The organism is Methylobacterium sp. WL64, assembly GCF_008039945.1.
Classification (GTDB): domain Bacteria; phylum Pseudomonadota; class Alphaproteobacteria; order Rhizobiales; family Beijerinckiaceae; genus Methylobacterium.
Genome location: NZ_VRVA01000145.1, coordinates 1 through 11,451, shown reverse-complemented (window position 1 = coordinate 11,451; position 11,451 = coordinate 1). Strand labels below are relative to the sequence as shown.

Annotated in this window: 12 protein-coding genes; 1 reads left to right on the top strand and 11 read right to left on the bottom strand. The window is 67.4% G+C overall.

The genetic code is table 11. From position 1 onward, the window contains the following. Positions 1–289: 289 nt before the first annotated feature. Genes FV242_RS29835 through FV242_RS29790 form a run of 10 tightly spaced genes read right to left on the bottom strand, consistent with a single transcriptional unit; the run spans position 290 to position 9,048 of the window. Entirely contained in the window at positions 290–634 is a 345-nt protein-coding gene (locus FV242_RS29835; protein WP_147941445.1) for a RidA family protein, read from the bottom strand. A gap of 29 nt (positions 635–663) precedes the next feature. Continuing rightward, positions 664–1,824: an FAD-binding oxidoreductase gene (locus FV242_RS29830; RefSeq protein WP_147941444.1), complete on the bottom strand. Its 1,161-nt coding sequence runs from the start codon at positions 1,822–1,824 to the stop codon at positions 664–666. Further along, complete coding sequence (locus tag FV242_RS29825) at positions 1,821–2,447, bottom strand: hypothetical protein (RefSeq protein ID WP_147941443.1); 627 nt, start codon at positions 2,445–2,447, stop codon at positions 1,821–1,823. Before FV242_RS29825 ends, FV242_RS29830 begins: the two co-directional genes overlap by 4 nt. Beyond that, positions 2,444–3,817 (bottom strand): NAD(P)/FAD-dependent oxidoreductase, encoded by a 1,374-nt coding sequence (locus tag FV242_RS29820; protein ID WP_147941442.1) that lies wholly within the window; start codon positions 3,815–3,817, stop codon positions 2,444–2,446. The genes FV242_RS29825 and FV242_RS29820 overlap by 4 nt, the downstream gene beginning before the upstream one ends. After that, positions 3,814–4,146: a (2Fe-2S)-binding protein gene (locus FV242_RS29815; protein ID WP_147941441.1), complete on the bottom strand. Its 333-nt coding sequence runs from the start codon at positions 4,144–4,146 to the stop codon at positions 3,814–3,816. The genes FV242_RS29820 and FV242_RS29815 overlap by 4 nt, the downstream gene beginning before the upstream one ends. Then, a complete protein-coding gene (locus FV242_RS29810; RefSeq protein ID WP_147941440.1) occupies positions 4,127–5,272 on the bottom strand; it encodes an FAD-binding oxidoreductase in 1,146 nt (381 codons plus the stop codon). Before FV242_RS29810 ends, FV242_RS29815 begins: the two co-directional genes overlap by 20 nt. Next, positions 5,269–6,069: an ABC transporter permease gene (locus FV242_RS29805; protein ID WP_147941439.1), complete on the bottom strand. Its 801-nt coding sequence runs from the start codon at positions 6,067–6,069 to the stop codon at positions 5,269–5,271. Before FV242_RS29805 ends, FV242_RS29810 begins: the two co-directional genes overlap by 4 nt. Further along, positions 6,066–6,944, bottom strand: a complete 879-nt coding sequence (locus FV242_RS29800; RefSeq protein ID WP_306440336.1) for an ABC transporter permease — start codon at positions 6,942–6,944, stop codon at positions 6,066–6,068. Before FV242_RS29800 ends, FV242_RS29805 begins: the two co-directional genes overlap by 4 nt. 14 nt (positions 6,945–6,958) lie before the next feature. Then, on the bottom strand, positions 6,959–8,008 hold the full coding sequence (locus FV242_RS29795; RefSeq protein WP_147941437.1) for an ABC transporter ATP-binding protein: 1,050 nt from the start codon (positions 8,006–8,008) through the stop codon (positions 6,959–6,961). Then, positions 8,008–9,048 carry an ABC transporter substrate-binding protein gene (locus tag FV242_RS29790; RefSeq protein ID WP_147941436.1) on the bottom strand — a complete coding sequence of 347 codons (1,041 nt, stop codon included), beginning with the start codon at positions 9,046–9,048 and terminating at the stop codon, positions 8,008–8,010. Before FV242_RS29790 ends, FV242_RS29795 begins: the two co-directional genes overlap by 1 nt. 185 nt (positions 9,049–9,233) lie before the next feature. On the opposite strand from FV242_RS29790, the gene FV242_RS29785 reads away from it, so the two are divergent. Beyond that, complete coding sequence (locus FV242_RS29785; RefSeq protein ID WP_147941435.1) at positions 9,234–10,118, top strand: LysR family transcriptional regulator; 885 nt, start codon at positions 9,234–9,236, stop codon at positions 10,116–10,118. A 383-nt stretch (positions 10,119–10,501) separates the two neighbouring features. On the opposite strand, the gene FV242_RS29780 is transcribed toward FV242_RS29785, so the two are convergent. Beyond that, positions 10,502–11,451 (bottom strand): ATP-dependent RecD-like DNA helicase (locus tag FV242_RS29780; protein WP_147941434.1); only part of this gene is annotated, 950 nt, incomplete at its 5' end.

Below are 11,451 nucleotides of genomic sequence, written 5' to 3'. Positions count from 1 at the left end.
CGCCGAGGGCGAGGCCGACATCCGCACCGTCGTCGATACCGCGCGCCTCGCAGGCCGCAGTCCCTTCGGCACCATTCTCAAGACCATCGGCGCCTGAAACCAGCCATCAATGGCGTGGGTAATTACTATTACTCCGAATCCAAAGGGAGAATTGACCGATTTTATCTCTTCCAACATCGGTGGGCAGAACATGCCGTCTGCTCCACCGCCCGTCACTCCTGCCTCAGAAAATGATTTAGATTTTAAAGCGGCAGGTAATCAGACATAAAAGACACTTCTTATTCGTGTGCTACTTCGAAGCTGTGATAACGGCCTCGATCAACACTTTAGGACCCAGTTCAGCAACGCCGATGGTCGACCGGCTTGGCAGAATTTCTGGGGCCAACCATGCGGTCCAGGCCTCGTTCATCTCGTCCTTCAGACTCATGTCGGTGATGTAGAGCGTGGCGGTCAGGATCTTGCTCTTGTCGCTTCCCGTCTCGCTCAGCAACGCATCGACGCGGGCAAGAACCTGCTCGGTCTGCCCCTTCATCGAGGCAGAACGGTCTTCAGCGACAATGCCGCCCAAATATAGAACCCCACTATGCTCGACAACGCGATGCATGATGGGCGTGCGGATATGACGTTGGATCACAGGTAAGGTCCTCTCTACGGATGGTGAACTCAGCCTGCCGGCTGCGGCAGGGCGGGCCGAAGGCTTGAGCTGGGGGGGACGCGGCCGAAGCGGTCAGCCGCGAAGGGCTCGATGGGGAAGCGGGTTCGTCCATCGAGGAGGAGGTCGGCGACGATGTCGCCGATCACCGGTGCAAGGGCAAAGCCGTGGCCGGAGAAGCCGAAAGCGTGCACGAGTCCGTCTGCGATCGTCGAGGGGCCGATCACCGGCAATTCGTCCGGCGTGACGCCCTCAATGCCAGCCCAGGCGTGCACGATGCGCGCGTCGCGAAGGATCGGGAACAGGTCGAGAGCCGTGCGGGCTGAATAGGCGAGACGCGGGACGTCGAGGCGCACCTGACCGGTGTCGAGATCCGCCAGGCCCTTGTGGCCGCCGCCGATCATAACGTGCCCGCTCTCGGATTGCTTGAAGGAGAGCGGCCGCCCTGTTGCGCCGACCACGGGTGTTAGGAACGGCGGCAGACTGTCGGTGAGGAGCATCTGGAACGCGTTGAAGCCAAGCGGGATCGCTTCGCCCACCGCCCGAGCAAGGCGCCCGCCCCAGGCACCGGCCGCATTGACGAGATACGGGGCCGCATAGGTGTCCGCGTCCCGGCTCTTCAGGATCCAGCGTCCGTCCCGCCGCTCGGCGTCGGAGACGCGCACGCCCTCCAGGATCTCCGCGCCGGCGGCTGTCGCTGCGCGGCCGAAGGCCTGCGTGGTCCGGAGCGGGACCGCGTAGCCATCGCGCCGCGCGATCAGGCCGCCGACCACGTGGCCGGCGACGGCCGGCAGCAGGCCACGCAGGGTGTCGGCATCCACGACCTCTTCGTGTCGGAAGCCCAGCGCGCGCATCTGCGCCGCGCGTTCCGCGAGGCGGGCAAGTTCGGCCTCGGTCTCGGCCACCCGCACCTGCCCGACGCTGCGGAAGCCGCAGGTCTCGCCCACCAGGGTGGCGATGCGATGCCATCGGTCGAGGGCTTCCAGCGCGAGCGGCACCTCGGCGACGTGGCGGCCCAAGGTGCGCACGCCGCCGGCCGAGTAGCCCGACGCGTGCGCGCCGACCTGCTGCGCCTCCAGTACGCGGACCCGGATGCCGCGCCGGGCGAGATGCAGGGCGGCGGATAGGCCGTGAAGCCCACCCCCGACCACGAGGACGTCGGACTCCCTCATGCGAACTCTCCACCGTCCAGCTGCGGCGGATACGGCTCCGGCGCCTCCGCGACGAAATTCGCAAGCGCCGCGAGGCTGACGGGCCGGGCCGGCCGGACCGGACCCGCAAGGATGCCATGCGCGCGCAACTGCGCATCGCGGGCCGGATCGGCGGGACGCTCCAGAAGCGCCGCGAGGTCGAACGGATCCAGCCACGCCGTCCCGATAGACTCCGGAAGCGACGCCGGGACCGGGGCTGCGGCAGGCCCCGCCATCAGCGCCTCGGCGGCGGCAGCCCCCTGCCTAACCGCGGCGTCCACCGAGTCCGCGCCGGCCACCCGGCCGGCGGCCGATATGCCCGGAACGGTGGTGCGTCCCACCTCGTCGATAACGAGGTGGCCTTCCGTGAAAGCACAGCCGAGGCTTGCCAGCAGCAGGGGCTCGTTGGCGCAGACCAGCAGGCGGTCGAAGGGCTCCGGTCGGACGTGGCCCGCGCTCTCGATCCAGAGGATCCCGGGCTCGGCATGCCAGCCAGTCGCCTGCGGGCGCGCGATAAGCACGGCCCCAGGCAGCCGGACCAGGGCTGACTTCCCAGCCGGACCGCCGCCTAGCACGCAGATCCGGAGCGCCACGGGCGCGCTCACGCGGCCGCGTCCTGCGGTTCCCGCGCCAGCTCGCCGACGGTCATGGGCTTGAACGGCGCCCGCGGCCGGAGCGCGCCGACCTCTTCCATCGAGGCCCCGCGGATTTCAGCGATCAGGCCGGCGACCACGGTCCCGCACATGCGGCCCTGGCAGGGGCCCATGCCGGCGCGCAGGAACGCCTTGACCTGGTTCGGCCCGGTGGCACCGAGCCGCGCGGCCTCTCTGATCTGGCCGCCGGTGATCTCCTCGCAGCGACACACGATGGTGTCGTCCGCGGGCGCCAGCACAGTCGGTGCGGGGGCGTAAAGCCGGTCGAGGAAGGGTCGCAGCGACAGCGCGGAACGCAGGGAGATGCGTGGGGCCGCCGCGCGCGCATCACGGGCCGCGGCATCGAGCTTCCCCAGGCGGTGGGCCGCGTCGATAGCCGCCAGCCGGCCGCTGGCAACCGCCGCCTCCCAGCCACCGATGCCGCCGCCATCGCCCGCGACTGCCACGTAAGGGTGGCTAGTGGCGCCCCAGGCGTCGAGGCGGGGCCGCCAGCACAGCTGCCGCGCGTCCCAATCGTGGTCGAGGCCGAGGGCCCGGGTGATGTGCGTCGACGGGATCACGCCCTCGTGCAGGAGCAGCGTGTCGCAAGGCAGCGAACCTCCATGCCAGTGCACCGCCTGGACGTGCACGTCGCCCTCCGCCCTCAGGTCGCGTACGCCCCGCACGACCTGCAGGCCGCGTCGCTTAGCCTCCCGGACGAGCGCAACGCCCTTTCCGAGGAGCCGGCGGCCGGTCCAAAGGCCGCCGGCGCGGAACGCATCCCAAAGCGCGCCGCCGGCACCGGTCTCAAGCAACGTCAGCGGCCCGACCCCGGCACGCAGAAGCTGGACCGCCAGCAGCCAGCACAAAGGTCCCTGGCCGGCGATCACCACAGCTCCCTGCGGAACGGCGCCGGCGGTTTTCAGCAGGATCTGGGCCGCGCCGGCGCTCATCACGCCTGGGAGGGTCCAGCCGGGGATCGGCACCGGTCGTTCCTGAGCGCCGGTGGCCAGCAGCACGCGCCGGGCCGCGAGTTCCGACGACGCCCCACCGGCTTTCACCGAGAGCGCTCCCGTGTCGGGCGCGAGATGCCACAGCGTCGAGGAAGGCCGATAGGCGATCGTCGTGACGCCCCTGAACGACGCGGTGAGCGCCCCGCCGGCGTCCAGGAACTCGCCCGCGAGGGCCGGGTCGCCGGAGGCGGATTCCACCGCGCGGAACACCTGCCCGCCCGGGGCAGCCTGCTCGTCGAGCACGGTGACCGAGAGCCCCAGCGCGGTGGCCTCTATGGCAGCGGCCATGCCGGCCGGGCCGGCGCCCACGATGGCGAGATCGTAGCTCATGCGGCCTCCGGGGCATTATGGTGGGGCCGGGCCGCGCGCGGTCCCTGCTGCGGCTCGATGCGCATGCCCGGCGCCACCGGGACCAGGCAGGCCTGGCGGTTGGCGACGCCGTCGATCTCAGCGAGGCAATCGAAGCAGATGCCGATCATGCAATAGGGCAGGCGCGGAGCTCCGCTTACCGGCGTCGTGCGGATCGCCGGGGCGCCGGAGAGCAGCACCGCGGCGGCGGCGGAAGCACCCTCGGGGACGCGGACCACCGCGCCGGCTACGTACACGTCCACCAGCCGGTCCCCCGGGGCGGGGCGGGCTTCAGGCCGCCTTCTGAACATGGAACCGTCTCGCGCTGAAGGGGGACATCTCCGGCGCCAGCGCGCCGGCCGCGATCATCGGGGCGAGCAGGTGCGCATGCGCCCCCGCCAGGGTCACGCCCGAATGGCAATTGGCCAGGAACGCCCCGGGGCAGCGCTCGGATTCGTCGTAGATCGGCTTCCCATCGGGCGACATAACCCGCAGGGCCGCCCAGGCCCGGACGATGTTCAGCTCAGCGATCCACGGGAAGGTCTGCACCGCCCGTTGGGCGATGGCCCGCATGATCGTGGGGGTCTGGCTCAGGGTGTCGAAGCCCATGTCCTCCTTGCTGTCTCCGAGGAGGAGCGAGCCCTCGTCGGTCTGGCGGACGACGTGGGTCGGCAGAGCGAGCACCTCGCGGGTGCGTTCCGTGACGAGGATCTGGCCGCGCTCGGGGCGCAGCGGAGCGGCGAGGCCGACGAGCGGTGCAAGGTCGGCGTTGCCCAACCCTGAGGCCAGCACGAGCCGGGGCGCCCGCACGATCGCCGTGCCGAGGCTGACGGAAAAATCGTGGGGCGCCGCCGTGACGGCCTCGACCCGGGCATTCGGCCGGTAATGGCCGCCCGCCCGTTGGAACGCCGCATGGAGCGCGCGCAGGAGATGCAGCGGGCTCGCATGCCCATCGTAGGGGGTCCAGGAGGCGCCCACGACCTTGGGCCCGAGGCCCGGGACCATGTCGCGCAGCTCCGCGACACTCAGCATGCGGTATTCGTAGCCGGCATTGCCGGCCTCTCTGCGGAGCTGGCCCATCAGCGCGTCGCGCTGCGCCATCTCCGCGTCCGAGAAGCAGAAATGCAGGCCGCCCGGCTGGTGCAGTCCGACGCCGATGCCGGTGGCCTCGGACAGATCCTCGGCGAGCCCCGGCCAGGCCTGCGCCGAGCCATGGGTCCAGTGCTGGTAATGGGGTGCGCCCAGGCCCTTCGACTGGACCCAGATCAACCCGAAATTGCCCCTGCTGGCCCGGTGGGCGATGTCGCCCTCGTCCAGCATCAGCGTGGACAGGCCTTGCCGCTGCAGCCCGTACGCGATCGCTGCGCCCACGAGTCCGCCGCCAACCACGATGGCGTCGCGCGTCTCGCCCTGCAGCGTCTGTGTTGCCGAGATCATGCGCGGCGCTCCCCGGTGAGGAGGCGGTCGATCGGGTAGAAGCGATCGAGCACCAGGAGGACCAGGGCGGTGCCAAGGATCAGGGCCGCCGAAACGGACGCGACCAGCGGGTCGGTCATCTGGTCGATGTAGTTGAACAGCTGCACGGGCAGCGGGTTGGCGGACGGGGAAGCCAGGAACAGGCTAACCGTCAGCTCGTCGAAGCTCGTGACGAAGGCCAGGATCCACCCCCCGGCGACGCCCGGGGCGATCAGCGGCAGGGTCACCCGACGAAATACGGTCAGGCGCGAGGCTCCGAGGCTCTCCGCAGCGCGCTCGATGCGCGGATCGAGACCCGACAGGCCGGCTCCGACGAGGCGCAGCATGTAGGGGGTAATCACGATGACATGCGCGGTGACCAAGCCCTCGAAGCTGCCCGAGAGGCCAAAGCCGGAGAAGAAGCGCAGCAGCGCAACGCCCAGCACCACGTGCGGGATCATCAGCGGCGAGGCTAGGATCGCCACCAGAGCCCCGCGGCCCGGGAAGCGCCACCGGGCGATCGCCAGAGCTGCCGGCACCGCGATCAGCGCGGATAGCGTGGCGGCCGTCACGCCAAGGCGCAAGCTGAACCAGAAGCTCTCCAGGAAGCGCGGGTTGTCGCCGATCGCGCGCCACCAGCGCAGGGAGAGCCCGTTTAGCGGCAGGGCGAGGTAACCCTCCCCGGTGAAAGATACGCCGATCACCACGAGCAGCGGTGCCAGGATGAAGGTGAGGAACAGCGCGTGGAAGGCCAGCGCCAGGGGACCGTTGCGGCTCATGCCCGGCTTCCTCCCTTGCCACCTTCCGCGACTTCGCCCAGGCGGCGCATGGCCCGCGTCTCGACGAAGCATGTCCAGATCAGCGTGGCGGTGAGGATCGCCACCATCAGCAGCGTCGCGAGCGCAGCGCCGAGCGGCCAGTTCAGCGTGTTCAGGAACTCGTTGTAGGTCATGCTCGACACGACCTTGAGGCGCTTTCCCCCGAGCATGGCCGGGGTCGCGAAAGCCGAGGCCGACAGGCAGAACACCATCAAGGCACCGGCCATGATGCCCGGCATGACGTTCGGGAGGACGACGCGGCGGAACACCGTCAGACGGCTCGCCCCAAGGCTGAGGGCCGCACGCTCCAGCACCGGATCGAGCCGACCGAGGCTCGCCCACACGGACAGGACCACCAAAGGCACCATCACGTGCACCAGGCCGATCACCACGGCGAGTTCGGTGAACATCAGGCGGAAGGGCGCGCCTGGCACGCCGAGGATCGTCAGCACCTGGTTCACGAGCCCGGTCGTGCCGAGCAGCACCATCCAACCGAAATTGCGCACCACCACCGACACGAGCAGCGGCCCGACCACGATCAGCAGCATCGCACCGCGCCAGCGTGGCGCCATGCGGTAGATGATCCAGGCTTCGGGCACGCCGACAAGCAGGCAGATCGCCGTAGTCCAGAGTGCGATGCGCAGGGTCCGCAGCAGCGACTCCGCGAAAAGGCTGTCGGTCAGCAGGTCGCGGTAGTTCTCCAGGCCCCAGCCGGGCAGGATGCCCTTTTCGAAGTCGAACCCGTGCAGGCTGAGAAGCAGCACGCCACCGAGCGGCAGCAGCAGCGCGCCGGCATAGACGACGAGGGAGGGCGCCGCGAGAAGCGCAGGGGTCAAGTTACTCCGGCCGTTCATGCGCGTTCGAGCCGGCGCAGGCTGTGGGCATCCCAGTTCAGCGTCACCGGGGCACCCTCGTCGTGCGGCACGGTGCCGGTGTTCTGCAGCATCACGGCGAAGCTCCCGAGCGCCGTCTCTACGGCGTAGAGCCAGAAGCCCCCGAGGAAGAGGCGCGACTGCACCCGCCCACCGAGCCCTGCGGCCCCATCATTGCCGATGCGCAGGCGCTCCGGCCGGATGGTGAGCAGGATGTCACCCTGGCGATCGGCCAGGTCCGGCGGCAGGGCGAAGCGATGCCCCCCAGCTTCCGCCTGGCCGCCCCCCGCGCAGGCGGGCAGGCGGTTGCTGCGTCCCAGAAAGTCGGCGACGAAGTCGTCCGCTGGGACGTCGTAGGCCCGCCACGGTGCATCGATCTGGACAATGCGGCCGCCCTGCATGATCGCCACGCGGTCGCACAGGGCCATCGCCTCCGACTGGTCGTGCGTGACCAAGATCGTCGTGACGCCGATCCTACGCTGGAGTTCGCGCAGCTCGACCTGCATCTCCTCGCGCAGCTTGGCGTCGAGGTTCGAGAGCGGCTCGTCGAGTAGAAGCAGGCGTGGCTCGATCACTAGGGCGCGCGCTAGTGCGACCCGCTGCTGCTGGCCGCCCGACATCTGCCGCGGGAAGCGGTCGGCGAGATGGGCGAGGTGGACCATATCAAGCGCCTCAGCGACGCGCTTTATGCGCTCCGCCTTCGACACCCAACGCATCTCTAGGCCGAACGCCACGTTCTCGGCCGCGGTCATGTGCGGGAACAGGGCGTAGGATTGGAACACCAGCCCGATGCCGCGCTTGGCCGCCGGCACCGTGGTCAGATCGCGCCCATCCATCGTGATGCGGCCGCGGCTTGGGACCTCGAAGCCAGCTATCATCTGCAGCGTGGTGGTCTTGCCGCAGCCGGAGGGACCGAGCAGGCCAAGGAACTCCCCCGGGGCTACCGAGAAGCTGACCTCACGGATCGCCGTGAAAGCCCCGTAATCCTTTCTGATCCGGTCGAGGGTGAGGAAATGCGGGGCGGCCATCAGCGCTCGACCTCGCGCTGCCAGCGGCGGGTCCAGTCAGCGCGGTTGCGGTTCACCACATCCCAATCGAGCCCAATGAGGCTCTTCACCTGATCTTCACCGTAGATCACCCGGTTGGCGACCTCGGGGGGCAGCTTGGTCGCCGGGTTGGTCGGTCCGGCGCCGTACTGGGTGGCAAAGGCCAGTTGAACGGTCGGCGAGATCATATAGGCCAGGAACTTGTCGGCCAGGGCGGGCTCCGGGCTGCCGGTGACGGCGCATCCAGCGGTCATCAGGACCACGGATCCCTCCTTTGGCCGCACGATCGCCAGGGGGAATCCCGCCTGCTGCATCGCTGCGACCCGCGAGGAGCCCCAGACTGCGAGCCAGATCTCGCCGGACTGGAACATCTCGCTCATCTTACCCGGGCTGCTCTCGTAGGCGAGGACGTTCGGGTTGATCTGCTGGCGCAGCACCTTGAGGCCCGGCGCAATGTCGGAATCGCTGCCGCCGTTGATGCGCGAGACCATCGCCAGGGTGTGGACGCCGTACGTATTGTCGATGCCCGGGATGGCGATGTGCTGCCGGTATTCAGGCCGGGCGAGGTCCATCCAAGACGTTGGGACCGACAGGTTCTTCTGCGCGAAGACATCCTTGTTGTAGGCGATGCCGGTGAAGCCGAAGCCGGTGCCGACGGCCTGATCGCTCGCAAGGCGGGCGATCGGGTACACGGCGTCCCGGGTGGTCTCCGGCAGCGGGCGGCAGAGGCCGAGCCCGGCCGCCTGGACCATCGGACCGTCGTCCAGCACGGCGACGCCGATGGTCTGATTGCCGCGCTGCGCCTGCATGCGGGCGAGATTGTCGGACGAGTTGCCGGTCAGGTAGTCGATCCGGACATTGTTCTCACGTTCGAAAGCCGGGATCACGCTGGAGCGCATGACCTGCTCATAGCTGCCACCGTAGCCGGCAACGGTAAGGCGCTGTTCGGCCGCGGCCGAGGAGGCCGCCATGCTGAGCACGGTGGCCGTCGCAGTAAAGAGACCTAGTGTCGACCGCAACATTGCTTGCCTCCGTGAGCAATCAGAAAGCTATTCATGGGCACAAAACGAGCACGTCGCTTCCGGCCTGAGCATCTCCGCGAATTTCCAGCCCCGAATGCTTTACAGCGTGCGATCTCTTGACGAGGGACGCAAATTCATAATTTTTGTCGTTTCATTCCTTTCAGTAGCGAGTTGCAGGATTTTGGATGACCCCGAGCCGGCTTCGCCAGCTAGAAGCATTCCGCGCAGTCATGCAGAGCGGCTCGGTCAGCCGCGCGGCGCAGCGGATGTTCCTCTCACAGCCGGCCGTCACGAAGCTGCTGCGCGGCCTGGAGGACGAGACCGGATTGCCGCTCTTCGATCGCTCGCGCCGCCACCTTCAGCCGACGCCGGAAGCCGTGAAGCTGGAAAGCGACGTCGCGACCCTGTTTGCGGCCGCCGACCACCTGGATCGCACCATCGACGATATGCGGGGGGTCGGAAGCGGAGAGTTGCGCGTTGCCGCCATGCCACTGATGGGTCTGTCGCTTATTCCGCGGCTGCTAGCTAAGTTCGCCCGGGAGGTGCAGCCGGTGCGGATATCGCTCGTGGTGGCGAGTTCGCGTGAGGTCCATGATCTGGTGCAGGCCGGCAATGCCGACCTCGGGTTTGCCCTGCCTGTCGGCCGAAGCGCTCTCGTCGCAGCACCACCGATCGACCTAACTGGACTTGTTGTCCTGCCACCCGGGCATCGCCTCACGCGGAACAAGGCGATTCCGCTTTCTGAGCTGCATGACGAACCCTACATCTCACTCGGTCGGCAGTACCGCCTTCGCGATCAGGTTGACGAACTCTTCACTGTCAACGGTGTCGTGCCTCGCCTTGTCGCGGAGACGCAGAACGCGGCAGCCGCCTGTGCCATGGTCGCCGCTGGCCTCGGCTTCGCTGTAGCGGAGGCTGTCACTGTGAAGGCCCTAAAGGGACAGGTTGTCGTGCGGAGATTGCAGCCGACTGTGACGTTCTCGGTCACTGTACTGGGAAGCCCTGGGCGCCCGCTATCAGCCGCCGCCCTGTCCTTCCTTAAACTAGTTCGCAGCGACTTAGACAGCTGATCTTTCACTCAATGCGCTGCTCCTCCTTGTTATATAGGCGATTAAAACAGCAAATTTAATCATTTTATCACACAAACAGCAGCCGTTCCATTTCATATCTCAACAAATCTGAGTAGTTTTGTATCATAAAATTGGACAAATTGGACATTTATGTTGAGCTTTATACGTACCTACGGACACCACACTGAGAGGCTGTCTTGTCGCTTCAGATACCGGCACCTCAATGGCGGCTAATTCAAAAAATCACGCGGTCTACCCTCGAAATTCCGCAGTTTTCTATTACACGTCCACATTGCGTCGGCGGGGACTATGTCCGCTTCTATGGCACCCTTGCTTCGGGACGATTGTCCCGTCTCAATCTCTTGTCGCTGTCTCCATAAAGATCAAGTTTCCCGCGCCAGCCACTCGCGCAGTTTAGTCCAGCGCGGTCGCGTGTTGCCGCCGCGGACTGCGATGCTCAGTGCCTTGCGCTGCCCGAGCAGCACGACCAACCGCTTGCCGCGAGTGACCCCCGTGTACAGGAGGTTCCTCGCCAGCATCGTCCAGTGCTGCATGGCGAGGGGTATCACCACCGCCGGGTACTCCGAGCCCTGCGACTTGTGGATGGTCGTGGCGTAGGCCGGTACCAGCGTGTCGAGTTCGCCGTACGGGTAGACTACCTCGCGGCCGTCGAAATCGACGATCACCGCGCCCTCGTCCTCGTCGATGCGCGCCACCGTGCCGAGATCGCCGTTGAACACCTCCCGGTCGTAGTCGTTCTGACTCTCCATCACTCGGTCGCCGGGTGAGAAGCGCCAGCCGAACCGCTCCACCGAGATGGCGGGGTTCGAGTTCAGCACCGCCTGGAGTTCGTGGTTGAGGTTGCGCGCACCGAGCACGCCGCGCTGCATTGGGGTGAGCACCTGCACGTCCCGGATCGGATCGAGGCCGAAGCGCGCCGGGATGCGTCTGGTCACCACCTCGATCAGTGTCGCCACCGCCGGCTCGGGCTCGTCGATCTCGATCAGGTGGAAGTCGCTGTCCGCGCCCCGAGCAGCTGGCTCGGGCATCTTGCCGGCGTTGATCCGGTGCGCATTCACGACGATCCGGCTCTCGGCCGCCTGTCGGAACACTTCGGTCAGCCGCGCCACCGGAATAGCCCCCGAAGCGATGATGTCGGCCAACACCTGCCCGGGCCCGACCGAGGGCAGTTGGTCAACATCGCCTACGAGGAGCAGTGCGGCGTGCTCCGGCACCGCCTTGGTCAGGGCATTCATCAGCGGCACGTCGACCATCGAGGTCTCGTCAATCACCATCAGGTCGCAGGCGAGCGGATTGTCCTCGTTGCGCGAGA